Origin of the sequence: Nocardioides kribbensis (assembly GCF_015070375.1) — a bacterium.
Lineage (GTDB): Bacteria > Actinomycetota > Actinomycetes > Propionibacteriales > Nocardioidaceae > Nocardioides > Nocardioides kribbensis.
Genome location: NZ_JADCLL010000002.1, coordinates 25,540 through 38,992, shown reverse-complemented (window position 1 = coordinate 38,992; position 13,453 = coordinate 25,540). Strand labels below are relative to the sequence as shown.

10 protein-coding genes are annotated in these 13,453 nt (G+C 75.8%); 3 read left to right on the top strand and 7 right to left on the bottom strand.

Going from position 1 to position 13,453, the window contains the following annotated elements:
• Positions 1 to 83: 83 nt before the first annotated feature.
• The 4 genes from IR170_RS05945 to IR170_RS05930 all read right to left on the bottom strand — a co-directional run bounded on the left by IR170_RS05945 (position 84) and on the right by IR170_RS05930 (position 4,474).
• A complete protein-coding gene (locus tag IR170_RS05945; RefSeq protein WP_193661648.1) occupies positions 84 to 1,322 on the bottom strand; it encodes an arginine deiminase in 1,239 nt (412 codons plus the stop codon).
• 202 nt (positions 1,323 to 1,524) lie between these two features.
• Positions 1,525 to 2,892, bottom strand: coding sequence for a nickel pincer cofactor biosynthesis protein LarC (gene larC, locus IR170_RS05940; protein ID WP_319804923.1), 1,368 nt, complete (start codon positions 2,890 to 2,892; stop codon positions 1,525 to 1,527).
• Entirely contained in the window at positions 2,889 to 3,638 is a 750-nt protein-coding gene (larB, locus tag IR170_RS05935; protein ID WP_193661647.1) for a nickel pincer cofactor biosynthesis protein LarB, read from the bottom strand. The genes larC and larB overlap by 4 nt, the downstream gene beginning before the upstream one ends.
• Entirely contained in the window at positions 3,635 to 4,474 is an 840-nt protein-coding gene (locus IR170_RS05930) for a prephenate dehydratase (RefSeq protein WP_193661646.1), read from the bottom strand. The genes larB and IR170_RS05930 overlap by 4 nt, the downstream gene beginning before the upstream one ends.
• A gap of 23 nt (positions 4,475 to 4,497) precedes the next feature.
• Here IR170_RS05930 and IR170_RS05925 point away from each other — a divergent pair, with 23 nt between their 5' ends.
• Both IR170_RS05925 and IR170_RS05920 read left to right on the top strand, forming a co-directional pair.
• On the top strand, positions 4,498 to 4,902 hold the full coding sequence (locus IR170_RS05925; protein WP_193661645.1) for a DUF4446 family protein: 405 nt from the start codon (positions 4,498 to 4,500) through the stop codon (positions 4,900 to 4,902).
• Between the two features lie 297 nt (positions 4,903 to 5,199).
• The gene (locus IR170_RS05920; RefSeq protein ID WP_193661644.1) at positions 5,200 to 6,834 is read left to right on the top strand and encodes an MFS transporter; all 1,635 of its coding nucleotides are present in this window, start codon (positions 5,200 to 5,202) and stop codon (positions 6,832 to 6,834) included.
• Here IR170_RS05920 and IR170_RS05915 read toward each other — a convergent pair.
• Entirely contained in the window at positions 6,816 to 7,487 is a 672-nt protein-coding gene (locus IR170_RS05915) for a response regulator (RefSeq protein WP_193662065.1), read from the bottom strand. The genes IR170_RS05920 and IR170_RS05915 overlap by 19 nt on opposite strands.
• A gap of 74 nt (positions 7,488 to 7,561) precedes the next feature.
• Positions 7,562 to 10,345 carry a sensor histidine kinase gene (locus IR170_RS05910; protein ID WP_193661643.1) on the bottom strand — a complete coding sequence of 928 codons (2,784 nt, stop codon included), beginning with the start codon at positions 10,343 to 10,345 and terminating at the stop codon, positions 7,562 to 7,564.
• 97 nt (positions 10,346 to 10,442) lie between these two features.
• On the opposite strand from IR170_RS05910, the gene IR170_RS05905 reads away from it, so the two are divergent.
• Positions 10,443 to 11,777, top strand: a complete 1,335-nt coding sequence (locus IR170_RS05905) for a DUF2254 domain-containing protein (protein ID WP_193661642.1) — start codon at positions 10,443 to 10,445, stop codon at positions 11,775 to 11,777.
• Between the two features lie 82 nt (positions 11,778 to 11,859).
• On the opposite strand, the gene IR170_RS05900 is transcribed toward IR170_RS05905, so the two are convergent.
• Complete coding sequence (locus IR170_RS05900) at positions 11,860 to 13,434, bottom strand: diacylglycerol kinase family protein (protein WP_193661641.1); 1,575 nt, start codon at positions 13,432 to 13,434, stop codon at positions 11,860 to 11,862.
• Positions 13,435 to 13,453 lie beyond the last annotated feature (19 nt).

The following is a 13,453-nucleotide window of genomic DNA, read 5'->3' as shown; positions in this document are numbered from 1 at the left end:
TACGCCGATGCGGCCGCGCCGCCCGGGTGGTCTGGTCGGGTGGCGCGACCGGCCGGTCGGCTTTCGGGCCGGCGCGGTGCGGGTCAGGCGGTCGGCAGCGGGTCGCGGGTGACGGGGCAGCTCATGCAGCGCGGGCCGCCGCGCCCGGAGCCGAGCTCGGAGCCGGCGATGCGGACGACCTCGATCCCGGCGTCCTCGAGGCGGGCGTTGGTCTCGTCGTTGCGCTCGTAGGCGACGGCGACCCGGGGGGCGAGGGCGAGGGTGTTGTTGCCGTCGTCCCACTGCTCGCGCTCGGCGGTGACCGGGTCGAGGCCGGTGTCGATCTGGTGCAGCTGGTCGATGCCCATGGCGTCGGCGGCGGCCTCCAGGAAGGGCCGCGGCTCGCCGACCCGCAGCACCAGTTCGTCCTCGCCGGCGGCGGGGTCGGCGGCGGTGACGGTGTAGGCCTGCAGGGTGTGCGCGACGTTGGGGTACATCACGATCTTGTCGACGTCGACCAGCGTGCAGATCGTGTCGAGGTGCATCGTCGCGCGCTCCTGCGCGATCGGCACCGCCAGCACGGTGTGGGCCAGGTCGGCGTGGAAGACCTGACGCGCCAGCGACTCGACGCCGGCGGGGGTGGTGCGCTCCCCGACGCCGATGGCGATGACACCGGGGGCCAGCAGCAGCACGTCGCCGCCCTCGACGTGCTCGGCGTGCCAGCCGTGGATGCGCAGCGAGCCGGCGAAGCGCGGGTGCTCGGTGTAGATCAGCTCGGTCAGCTGGGTCTCGCGGCGCCGCGCGGGCATGGCCAGCGAGGTGATCGCGACCCGGTTGCGCACCCACACGCTGGAGTCGCGGGTGAAGAGCAGGTTGGGCAGCGGGTCGACCAGGAAGTCGTCGCTGGCCAGCAGCGAGGTCACCAGGCCGTGGCCGCCGCGCACCTCGTCGTTGCGGATGCCGGCGGTGAGGTGGCCGGCCAGCTCGCTCGGCGTCGCGTCGCGCAGCGCGCGGGAGAGGTAGGTGCGCAGAGTGTCGCCCAGGTGCAGACCCGACAGGCCGGTGGTGATGGCGTGGTTGCGCGCCGACTCGCTCTCGAGGGTCTCGGCGAGCAGCTCGGTGAGGTAGAGCACCTCCACGTCGCGCGCCCGCAGCGCCTCCGCGAAGGCGTCGTGCTCCTCCTGCGCGCGCGCCACCCAGGGCAGGCCGTCGAAGAGGAGGCGGTCGTTGTTGCGCGGCGTGAGGCGCTTCAGCTCGTCGCCGGGGCGGTGCAGCATCACCGTGCGCAGCCGCCCGACCTCGCTGTCGGCGTAGTGCGTCGGGTTCTCGTGCGTCGAGGTCATGGGCCCAGCCTAGAGAGGTACGCCGGTCGCGCGCCGCTGGCCCACCGCGTGGTGCGCGGAGGGGGCCGCCGGCGACCTCGCACGCGTTCACGTCCTACTGACCGTTGCGACCACTGGCAGGGCGTGGTGACTGTCGGGTAGTGGTCGCAACGGTCAGTAAGACGCGGCGCGGGCGCGGGCGCGGGTGCGGATCGGGCGGGGCTCAGTCGAGCAGGTCGCGGGCCAGGGCGGCGGCGCGGGCGAGCACGGTGCGGGCGGGCAGGCCGAGGGCGGTGGCGGCGCGGGCGACGTCGTCCCACTCGGGCTGGGCGGTGACGACGCGGCCGTCGAGGGTGGAGAGCTTGACCGCGACGCGGTGGCCGTCGAGGTCGACGCCGGCGAGGGTGCGGGGGAGCGCGTGCTTGGTGACGGGGTGCTCGCGCAGCCCGATGGCGGAGGTCTCGCGCAGCACTACGTCGCGCACGGCGGCGACGCGGGCCGGCACGACCAGCACCGACAGGGTGTGGGCGGGGCGGCCCTTCTTCATCAGCACCGGGGTCAGCCATGCGTCGGCCGCCCCGGCCGCGAGCAGAGCGTCGAGCACGCCCGGCCACACGCGGGGGTCGAGGTCGTCGACGTTGGTCTCCAGCACGACCTCGGTGGTGGTGTCGCCCGCGCCGGGCGCGCCCCCCGGGCCGCCCGCTCGGGCGTCGACGTCGACGGCGTCGCCGAGGAGCAGACGGAGCACGTTGGCGTGGCCGGCCGGGTCGCGCCCGCCGGCGCCGACGCCGACCGCGGAGACGCGCAGCGGCGGCTGGGGTCCCCAGCCGGCGGCCAGCGTGGTGAGCAGGGCCGCCCCGGTGGGGGTGCACAGCTCCTGGGCGGGGGCGCCGGCCGGTCCGGCGTACGACGGGGCGCCGCGCAGCAGCTCCACGACCGCGGGCGGCGGCACCGGCAGCACGCCGTGGGCGCTGCGCACCGTGCCCGACCCCACCGCGACCGGGCTGACGGTGAGCCCACCGGGATGCGCTCCGGGGTGGAGGCCGAGGTGGACCACGCCGGCGCAGACACCCACCACGTCGGCGATGGCGTCGAGGGCGCCGACCTCGTGGAAGTGCACCTCGTCGGCGGGGTGGCCGTGCACGGCGCCCTCGGCCGCCGCGAGGCGGGCGAAGACCGCCAGCGCGAGGTCGCGGACGGCCGGCGCGAGGTCGGCGGCGCCGAGGAGGGCGCGCACGTCGCGCCACGTGCGGTGGGTGGTGGAGTCGGCGACGACGACGTGGCAGCGCACGGCCGCGAACCCGCCGCGCCGCACCCGCTCCACCTCGAGGCGCACCGGCTCGGGGGAGACCGCGTCGACGGCCGCCTGCAGCACCGCCAGCGGCACCCCCGCGCCCAGCAGGGCGCCGAGGAGCATGTCGCCGCTCGCGCCGGAGGAGGCGTCGACCCAGGCCGACGCGCCCGCGGCGCCTGCGGCGCCGTCCTGGCCCGCGCCGCCCGCCTCGCCCGCGCCGCCCGCCTCGCCCGCGCCGCTCGGGCGGCCGGCGGGCCGCCCGAGGTGGTCGCTGCTCGAGGCGTCGGGGTCGCTCACGGGCGCGGCGCTGCCCGTCGGGCCACGCGGGCGGCGAATACGCCGGCGCCGTAGCCGTTGTCGACGTTGACGACGCTCACGCCGGGCGCGCAGGAGCTGAGCATGGCCAGCAGGGCGGTGACCCCGCCGAGCGAGGCGCCGTAGCCGACGGAGGTGGGGCAGGCGACCAGCGGCACCCCGACCAGCCCGCCGACCACCGAGGGCAGGGCGCCCTCCATGCCGGCCACCACGACCAGGCAGTCGGCCGCCTCGAGCCGCTCGCGCACGGCGAGCAGGCGGTGCAGGCCCGCGACGCCGACGTCGTCGATGCGCTCGACCCCGGCGCCGTGCACCCGCACGGTGAGCTCGGCCTCGGCCGCGACGGGGGCGTCGGAGGTGCCGGCCGCCACGACCAGCACCCGCCCGGCGGGCGTCGGGAGCGGACCGAGGGTGGCCGCGCGGGCCACCGGGTGCAGCGCGGCCTGGGGCAGCTCCTCGGCGAGCGCGGCGAGCGCCTCGGGGGCCAGCCGCGTGGCGAGCACCGCGCGGTCGGGGTGCTCGGCGTGCAGGCGGCGCAGGATGGCGACGACCTGCGCGGGGGTCTTGCCCTGCCCGAAGACGACCTCCGGGTCGCCGGTGCGCGCGGCCCGGTCGAGGTCGAGACGGGCGAAGCCGAGGTCCGCCGTACGCCCGTCGGGAGCGTCGGTCGCATCGGTGGCGTCGGCCCCGTCCACGCCGCCCGGGTGCTGCTCCGAGGGCGAGGTCATGCGCGGAAGGGGTCGGCGGGGTAGACGCCGAGGATCTTGACGTCGGTGGTGAAGAAGGCCAGCTCCTCCAGGGCCCGCTTCAGACCGGGGTCGTCGGGGTGGCCGTCGACCTCGGCGAGGAACTGGGTGGCGGTGAACTGCCCGCCGACCATGTAGCTCTCCAGCTTGGTCATGTTGACGCCGTTGGTGGCGAAGCCGCCGAGCGCCTTGTAGAGCGCGGAGGGCAGGTTGCGCACGTTGAAGATGAAGCTGGTCACCACCGGGCCCGAGCCGGGCGCGGCCTCGACGAGGTCGCGGGAGAGCACGACGAAGCGGGTGGTGTTGTGGTCCTCGTCCTCGACGTCCTCGGCCAGCACCTGCAGGCCGTAGATCTGCGCGGCCAGCGGCGGGGAGATCGAGGCCTGGGTCGGGTCGCCGGCCTCCGCGACCTCGCGCGCCGCGCCCGCGGTGTCGCCGGAGATGACCGGCGTGAGGCCGTGGGCCCGGATCACCTTGCGGCACTGGCCCAGCGCGTGCACGTGGCTGTGCACGGTGTCGATCGACCCCAGGGTCGCGCCCGGCACGCCCATCAGGTGGAAGCGGATGCGCAGGAAGTGCTCGCCGATGATGTGCAGCCCCGAGTCGGGCAGGAAGTGGTGGATGTCGGCGACACGCCCGGCCAGGGAGTTGTCGATCGGGATCATGGCCAGGTCGGCCTCCCCGGACTCCACGGCGGCGAAGACGTCCTCGAACGACGCGCACGCCAGCGCCTCCCAGGAGGGGTAGTGCTCCTGGCACACGATGTGGGAGTTGGCTCCCGGCTCGCCCTGGTAGGCGATGCGTCGCTGGTTCGGCACGCGGGCAGTTTAGGTTGAGCGGCGTGATCGCTGTCGTCGTGCTCTCCCTGGTGGTCGCCCTCGCCGCCGTCGCCCTCGCCGTCGTGGCGCTGCGTCGTACGGCGGTGCCCGCGGCCGGCGACGCCGAGGCGCTGCCCGCCGACGTCGAGGGCCTGCGCCGCGAGGTCGCCGCCCTGCGCGCCGAGGCCCGCGACGCCCTGCGCCACCTCTCGGTCGTGCGCTACGACGCCTTCGGCGACATGGGCGGGCACCTCTCCTGGTCGCTGGCCCTGCTCGACGACTCCGGCCACGGCGTCGTGCTGACCTCCATCCACGGCCGCTCCGAGGCCCGCACCTACGCCAAGACGATCGTCGCCTGGCGCTGCGAGCAGCAGCTCTCCCCCGAGGAGCAGGAGGCCGTCACCGCGGCTCGCCCGGGCAAGGCCTGAGCGGCTCGGCGGGTTTCACCAGCCGGCTGGCGAAACCCGCACCTGTCGGCCCATGCACGGGCCGACCAGTGCGGGTCCGGGCCGACAGGTGGCCGCTCGGCCGGCGGGCGAGCACCGCGCCGGCCTGGCTCGTCGCCGGCCGGGCCGCGGGTGAAACCCCCAGGAGCCGGGGGGCGCGTCGTCCCCCTCGCCGGCCCGCTCACCCCTCCGGCCACGATCGGTTGACCACCGCAACCGTCGGCGTACCGTTCACCGGGTCATCGTCAGCCACGTGAGCACCCAGCCGCAGGAGCACCCATGTCCCACCAAGCCGTGGCCACCGACCACAGCGCCGCGACCCGCTCGAAGTGGTGGACCCTCGCCGCGGTCTGCACCGGGGTGTTCATGCTGCTGCTCGACATCACGATCGTGAACGTCGCGCTGCCCGACATCCAGCGCGAGCTCGACGCCTCGCTCTCCGACCTGCAGTGGGTCATCGATGCCTACGCCCTGAGCCTCGCCGCGCTGCTGCTGACCGCGGGCTCGCTGGCCGACCTCTTCGGGCGCCGCCTGGTCTTCACCATCGGCCTGGTCCTGTTCACCATCGGCTCGGTGGCGTGCGGCGCCGCCCAGGACATCTTCCTGCTCACGCTGGCCCGCGCCTTCCAGGGCATCGGCGGCGCCGCGATGTTCGCGACCGCGCTCGCGCTGCTGGCCACGGCGTACGTCGGGCGCGACCGCGGCGTGGCCTTCGGCGCCTTCGGAGCCACCACCGGCGTCGCCGTCGCGATCGGCCCGGTGCTGGGCGGCGTGCTCACCAGCGGGCTGTCGTGGCGCTGGATCTTCTTCGTCAACATCCCGATCTGCGTGGTCGCGATCGCGATCACGCTGCTGCGGGTCAAGGAGTCGCGCGACCCCCACGCGGGCCGACCGGACTGGTTCGGCTTCGTGACCTTCAGCCTCGCGCTGGGCTCGCTGGTCTACGGCCTCATCGAGGCCGGCCAGGACGGCTGGGGCGACCAGCGGGTGGTCGGCTTCCTGGTGGCCGCGGCGGTGCTGATGGCGGTCTTCCTGGTCAGCCAGGTGCGCCAGCGCTCCCCGATGCTCGACCTGGGCCTGCTGCGCAAGCCGACCTTCGTCGGCGGCCTCGTGGCGGCCTTCGGCGTCTCCGCCTCGATCTTCTCGCTGCTGACCTACCTGGTCATCTACGTCCAGAACGTCCTCGACTACTCCGCCGTCGGCACCGGCGTGCGCTTCCTCTTCCTCTCCGGCGCCTCCTTCGTGGCCGCCGCGGTGGCGGGCCGGCTGACCGAGAAGGTGCCGACCAAGTGGCTCATCGGCCCCGGCTTCCTCGTGCTGGGCGTGGGGCTGCTGCTGGTGCTCGGCATCGAGGACGACTCGTCGTGGACCCACCTCATCCCGGGCCTGCTCGTCTCCGGTCTCGGCATCGGGCTGATCAACCCGCCGCTGGCCTCGACCGCGGTCGGCGTGGTCACCCCGGAGCGCTCGGGCATGGCCTCGGGGGTCAACTCGACCTTCCGCCAGGTCGGCATCGCCACCGGCATCGCCGCGCTCGGCTCGATCTTCGGCAACCAGGTCGCCGACGCCGTCACCTCCGACCTCACCGGCCAGGTGCCCGACCAGGCCCTGCCCGGTCTGGTCGCCGCGCTCTCCGGCGGTCAGGTCCAGGCCGCGGCGGAGGGCGCCCAGGCCGCCGCGGCCTCCGGGGCCGGGGGCGCCTCGGCCGGCCAGCAGGCCTACGACCTCGTCAACGGCGTCGGCACCTCCGCGGTCGTCGACGCCCTCAACCACATCACCGCCATCGGCGCCGGCATCGCCTTCGTCTCCGGGGTGCTGTGCCTGCTGCTGATCCGTCAGAAGGACTTCGTGGTCCACGGCGCCCCGCCCGCCGAGGCGTCGGCGCAGCAGCCGGCTCAGGGCTCCAGCGTGTAGCCCAGCCCCGCGGAGGTGATGAGGTGCCGCGGGTGGGCGGGGTCGTCCTCGAGCTTGCGCCGCAGCTGCGCGGCGTAGACCCGCAGGTAGTGGGTCTCGGAGTGGTAGGCCGGCCCCCACACCTCCCGCAGCACCTGCTCGCGGGTCACCAGCCGCCCCAGGTGGCGCGTGAGCAGCTCGAGGAAGGCCCACTCCGTGGGCGTGAGCCGTACGTCGTGCCCGCGCCTCGCGACGCGCTTGCGGGCCAGGTCGATGCGCAGCTCGCCCACGACCACCACGGGCTCGGCGGGGGCGGCGGTCTCGGCGGCCCGGCGCACGGCGGCCCGCAGCCGGGCCATGAGCTCGTTCATCGCGAAGGGCTTGGTGACGTAGTCGTCGGCGCCGAGGTCGAGCGCCTCGACCTTGTCCTCGCCGTGCTGGCGCGCGGAGAGCACCACGATCGGCACGCTGGTCCAGCCGCGCAGGCCGGTGATCACCTCGGTGCCGTCGAGGTCGGGCAGGCCGAGGTCGAGCAGCACCACGTCGGGGCGCCCCCCGGCGGCGGCCTCGAGCGCCGTGCGGCCGTCGGGGGCGGTGGTGACGTCCCAGCCGGCGGCGCGCAGGTTGACCGCGAGGGCGTGGGCCAGCGGTGCCTCGTCCTCGACCACCAGCACCCGCGGGCGCGGCCGGGCGGCGGCGTCGTCGCCCGACCCGTGCGCGGGCGACCGGTCGGTGCGCTCCTGCCCGCTCACCGGGCCACCCCCTGCGATCGGTCCCCGCCGGCCGCCGGCCGGTCGGCCGCGTCGGTGGTGGGCCGGGTCGTGGGCTGGGTCGCGGGTCCGGCTGCGGGATCCGCCACGCGCCCTGCCTGGGCCCGGGTGGCGGGTCCGCCGGCCGGTGCGTCGGCCGGTGCGTCCCCCAGGGGGTCCTGACCGGCGCCCGCCCGCGGCACCGACAGCACCATGGTCAGCCCGCCGCCGGGGGTGTCGTCGGCCTCGAGGCTCGCCCCGACGGCCTCGGCCAGCCCGCGGGCGACGGCCAAGCCGAGCCCGAGCCCGCCGGGGGAGCGGTCGCCGAGACGCTGGAAGGGCTCGAACATCCGCGCCCGCTCCGCCGGCGGCACCCCGGGGCCGCGGTCGACCACCAGCACCTCGACGCTCGTGGGCTGCACGTGGGCGAGCACGCGCACGGCCACGCCGTCGGAGACCCGCACGGCGTTGGCGACCAGGTTGGCGACGACGCGCTCGAGCAGGCCCGCGTCGGTGCGCACCAGCGGGGTGTCCTCGGCGACCTCGAGGCTCACCGCCCCCGGGGCGTGGCCCGACACCGCCAGGGGCAGCACCTCCTCCAGGCTCCGGTCGGCGAGCACCGGGTGCACCAGCCCGGTGCGCAGCCGCGAGAGGTCGAGCAGGTTGTCGATGAGGCCCTCCAACTGCTCGGTCGAGGCGCCCACGCTGCTCACCAGCGCGGCCCGGTCGGCCGGGTCGAGGTCGGCGCCGCCCGGTCCGCTGCCGATCAGCCCGTCGACCGACGCGCGCATCGTGGCCAGCGGGGTGCGCAGGTCGTGGGAGACCGCCTGCAGCAGGGCGGTCGAGGTGGCCTCGGCGCCCTCGAGGGCGACCGCGCGCTCCTCGCGCGCCCGCAGCCGGCGGTGCTCCAGCACGAGGGAGGCCTGCACGGCGAAGGCCTCCAGCACCCGCTGGTCGCTGGCGCGCAGCGTCTCGCCGCGCAGGCACAGCTCGTGCACGTCGTCGACGCGCACGCGGGTGTCGGCGGCCTCCGGCGTCGCGGCCGGGCCGTCGCCGGAGGCGGCCACGACCCGCCACCCGGTCGGGGTGGGCGCGCCGCCGGTCGGCCCCGCGGTGCCCGGCGTACGGCCCGAGGAGGCGTCGGCCCGCCCGTCGGCCCCGCCGGCGTCGACGGAGGCGGCGGCACCGCGGGCCAGGAGGGCCACCGAGGTCTGCCCGAAGACCTCGCGCACCCGCTCGGTGACGGCCTCGGCGGTGTCCTGGCCGGTGAGCACCGAGCGCGACAGCGAGGCCAGCGTGGCCGCCTCGGTGCGGGCGCGCAGGGCGTCGGCGGCGCGGCGCGAGGCCCGGTCGACGACCGAGGCGACCCCGGCGGCGACGGCGACGTAGACCAGCAGGGCCACGACGTCGGAGGGCTGGGCGATGGTGAGCCGGCCGACGGGCTCGGTGAAGTACCAGTTGAGCAGCACGAAGCCGAGCAGCGCTGCCAGCAGCGCCGGCAGCAGCCCGCCGACGAGGGCGACCAGCACGGCCGCCGCGAGCAGCAGCATCTCGGCGAGCGGCAGCTGCCCCGGGCCCTCGACGCGGGTCAGCACGGCGGTGAGGAGCACAGGGAGCAGCAGGGCGCTGAGCCAGCCGGCGACCTGGCGCGAGCGCGAGAGCGGGGAGAGCAGCGGGCGGCCCTGCAGCCGCCGGCCGACCTGGTCGTGGGTGACCAGGTGCACGTCGATGGCGCCGGCCAGGGAGGCGATCCGGTCGCCGCTGGAGCCCACGAGCAGCCGCCGCAGCCGGCCGTGGCGGCTGACGCCGACCACGACCATGGTGGCGTTGGCGCCCGAGGCGAAGTCGACCACCGCCGCCGGCACGTCCTCGCCGACCACGGGGTGGAAGCTGCCGCCGAGGTCGGCCACCAGCTGCTGGACCCGCGCGATCGGCTCGCCGCCCTGCGGGCGCAGCCCGTCGGTGGCCAGCACGTGCACGGCCATCAGCTCCGAGCCGGCCGCCCGCTGGGCCAGCCGGGCCCCGCGGCGCAGCAGGGTCTCGCTCTCGGGCCCGCCGGTCACGGCCACGACGATCCGCTCCTTGGTCGGCCAGGTGTGGGCGATGCGGTGGGCGCGGCGGTAGTCGCCGAGCGCGTCGTCGACGCGGTCGGCCAGCCACAGCAGCGCCAGCTCGCGCAGCGCGGTGAGGTTGCCGACGCGGAAGTAGGAGGCGAGCGAGGCGTCGACGTTCTCGGGGCGGTAGACGTTGCCGTGGGCCAGGCGCCGGCGCAGCGCGTCGGGGCTCATGTCGACCAGCTGGATCTGGTCGGCGGTGCGCACGACCTCGTCGGGCACGGTCTCGCGCTGGCGCACCCCGGTGATCCGCTCGACCTCGTCGTTGAGTGACTCCAGGTGCTGGATGTTGACGGTGGTGACGACGTCGATGCCGGCGGCGCGCAGCTCCTCGACGTCGCCGGCGCGCTTGTCGTGGCGCGAGCCCGGGGCGTTGGTGTGGGCCAGCTCGTCGACCAGCACCACCGCGGGCCGCCGGGCCAGCACGGCGTCGACGTCCATCTCGGTCAGGCGGGCCCCGCGGTGCTCGACCACGCGGCGCGGCAGCACCTCGAGCCCGGCCACCGCGGCCTCGGTGTGGCGCCGGCCGTGGGTCTCGACGTAGCCCACGACCACGTCGGTGCCCCGCTCCGCGCGCCGGCGGGCCTCGTCGAGCATCGCGTAGGTCTTGCCCACCCCGGGCGCCGCGCCGAGGTAGACCGTCAGCCGGCCCCGGCGCGCACCCTCCATGCCCCGATCCTCCCACCGGCCCGGCCGCGACCCCAGCGCCGCGGCGTCAAGGATGCGTCAAGACCCGGCGACCGCGCCCCCGCCCTACAGTCGCCCCATGTGGAGAGCCCGTCTGCGCCGGCTGCGCGAGTCGTTCTGGTTCGTGCCCGCCGTCATGGGAGCGGCTGCGGTCGGGCTCGCCGAGGTGCTCCTCCTCCTCGACCGCTCGGTGCTCAGCGGGTCCGGCGGCCCGTGGTTCGTCGACTCCCTCAGCGCCACCGGCAGTCGTGCCCTGCTCACCACCGTGGGCGGCTCCATGCTGGGCGTGGCCGCGACGTCGTTCTCCATCACCATCTCGGTGCTGGCCACGACGTCGAGCACCTACGGTCCGCGCCTCGTGCGCAACTTCATGGCCGACCGCGGCAACCAGGTCGTCCTGGCCGTGCTGACCTCGAGCTTCGTCTACTGCCTGGTCGTGCTGAGGGCGGTGCGCAGCGAGGTCGACGGCGCTGCCGCTTTCGTGCCGGTCCTCGCCGTCAACGCCGCCGTGCTCATCGCCGCGGTCGACGTGGCCGTGCTCGTCTACTTCATCCACCACATCGCCTCCTCGGTGCAGGTCACGACGCTGCAGGAGCGGGTCGGCGGTGAGCTGCTGCGGGCAGTCGAGGCCTGGTACCCCGCCGAGGACCGGCCCGGCACGACCCGCGACACCGGCCCGGGCGGCGGCGCGGCGGCCGTCGTCCTGCGCGCCGAGGCGTGCGGGTACGTCGAGGCCGTCGAGCTCGACTCCCTCGTGCGCCGCGCCGCCGACCGCGACCTGCTGGTCGAGGTCCTGGCCATGCCGGGCGCCCACGTGGTGCCCGGGGAACCGCTGGCCCGCGCGACCCCCCGGGGGGCCGGGGCAACGGCCGACGACGCGGCCCTCGACCGGCTGCGGCGGTGCTTCAGCGTCGGCACCGCCCGCACCCCGCACCAGGATCTCGCCTTCGCGCTGCAGCAGCTCACCGAGATCGCCGTGCGCGGCCTGGCCACGGGCACCAACGACCCCTACACCGCGGTCAGCGCGCTCGACGCCCTCGGCGGCGGCCTGGGTCTGCTGGCCTCGCGCCCGCAGCCGGCCGCCGGCCTGCTCGACTCCGACGGCACGCTGCGGGTCGTCGCGCGCTGGCCCTCGGCCGCCGACCTGGTGCAGCCGGTGCTCGAGGCGGTGCGCGTCTACGGCGCCGGCGCCGTGAGCGTGACCTCCGCCGGGCTCCGCCTCGGGGGCAGGGTGCTCGCCGCGAGCACCGACCCCGACCTCGACGCCGTGGTGCGCCGCGAGCTCGGGGCCCTGGTCGAGTCCTTCGAGCGTGGCGGGCCGCTGGAGGCCGACCGGGTCGTCGTGCGCGACCGGCACACCGCGGCGACCGCCCTCACCTCGGGCGCCGGGGCCGCGGGGCGGCCGGCGACCTGACCGGGCCGTGGGCCCGGCCGCACCCGGACGCCCTCCCCGGGCGACCTCCCCGGGTGGCCGCACGACCGCGACGTACGACGGCTCAGCGCGGCACGCGCACGAGCACGCGGCCGTGCACGCACTCCATGCGCAGCTCGCAGCCGGGGCCGATCGAGTCGCCGTCGAGCTGGCGGGGGGTCTCGGTGGCGGCGCGGACGACGACGGAGTGACCGGTCATCCGGTTGACCAGCTCGTCGGTGTGCTTGCGCTTGAGCAGCACCCGCCAGGCCAGCGGGATCCAGGAGAGGAAGTTGCGCGGGTGGAGGATGACGACGTCGAGGGTGCCGTCGTCGATGGCGGCGTCGGGCAGCAGCGGCATGCCGGCCTGGAGGAAGCCGACGTTGCCGACGACCACGGTGCGGGCGCGGTGGGTGGTGGGCTCACCGCCGTCGACGGAGATCTCCACCTTCACCGCGGGGAACATGATCGACTTCAGCCCCGAGAGCACGTAGGCCAGCCAGCCCACGCGCTTCTTGATGTCCTCGTTGACCCCCTCCATGATCGCGGCGTCGAAGCCCATGCCGGCCATGACCATGAAGTGGCTGTCCTCGATGCCGTCGCCGCTGACGGCCACCATGTCGATCGCGCGGTCCTGGCCGGTGAGGGCGACGTCGATGGCGGCGCGGATGTAGAGCGGCACGGCCAGGTTGCGGGCCAGCAGGTTGCCGGTGCCGGCCGGGATGATCCCGATCGGGATGCCGGTGCCGGCCAGCTCGGCGCAGACCTCGCGCACGGTGCCGTCGCCGCCGCACACGATGACCAGGTCGGCGCCGGCGACCGCGGCGGCCTCGGCCATGCCGGTGCCGGGGTCCTCGACGGTGGTGAGGTGCCAGCGCGGCTCCGACCAGCCGGCCTCGGCGGCCATCGTGGAGACGGTGGCCTGGAAGGCCTCGACGCTCTCCACCTTGATGGGGTTCAGCACGACGTGCAGGCGCCGCGCCGAGGGGTAGGGGTCGGGCAGCGGGTCGGACTTGACCGCGTGGCTGCGCGGCAGCGGGGAGTAGAGGGCCAGCACGAGCAGCGCGACGCCGACGCCGAGGAGCACGCCCGCGGTGACGTCGGTGGTGTAGTGGCGCCCCAGCAGGACCCGGTCGGCGCAGACGACGACCACGAGGACGGCGACGGCGCCGAAGGCGAGCCGCCGCACCCCGGCGCGGCGTACGAGCATGACGACGAGCACGACGACCACCGCGCCCCAGGCGGCGATGGAGGAGGCGTGGCCCGACGGGAAGGCGTTGGAGGAGAGCACGGCGTCGGGGTTCTGCCACGGCGGGCGCTCCCGGCCCACGGTGAGCTTGAGCCCGGTGGTGGCCGCGGAGGTGATGGCCATGACCAGCACGGCGTAGAGCGCGGCGCGGCGGTGCCCGCGGGTGAACATCAGCACCGCCACGACCGCCGTGAGCACGGTCATGCCGATCGTGCCGAACGCCGCCTCCACCAGGTGCAGCGGCGTGCGCAGCCAGCCGAGGTCGACGGCCCAGGCCTCGATCGGGTCGCCGCGCTCGTCGAGGCCGCTGAGCGGGCCCCAGGCCTGGGTGACGGCGAGCGTGAGCAGGGCGAAGGCCACGAAGCACGCGCCGGCCCAGCTCAGGAGGACGAGACGGGGGCGGTCGAGCACCCGGACAGTATGCCGACGC

Excerpts from the sequence above, each read along its gene's own strand:
- IR170_RS05945 (WP_193661648.1), bottom strand. The coding sequence starts at position 1,322 with ATGACCTCGACGCACGAGAACCCGACGCACTACGCCGACAGCGAGGTC.
- larB (WP_193661647.1), bottom strand. The coding sequence starts at position 3,638 with ATGACCTCGCCCTCGGAGCAGCACCCGGGCGGCGTGGACGGGGCCGAC.
- IR170_RS05920 (WP_193661644.1), top strand. The coding sequence starts at position 5,200 with ATGTCCCACCAAGCCGTGGCCACCGACCACAGCGCCGCGACCCGCTCG.
- IR170_RS05910 (WP_193661643.1), bottom strand. The coding sequence starts at position 10,345 with ATGGAGGGTGCGCGCCGGGGCCGGCTGACGGTCTACCTCGGCGCGGCG.
- IR170_RS05905 (WP_193661642.1), top strand. The coding sequence starts at position 10,443 with ATGTGGAGAGCCCGTCTGCGCCGGCTGCGCGAGTCGTTCTGGTTCGTG.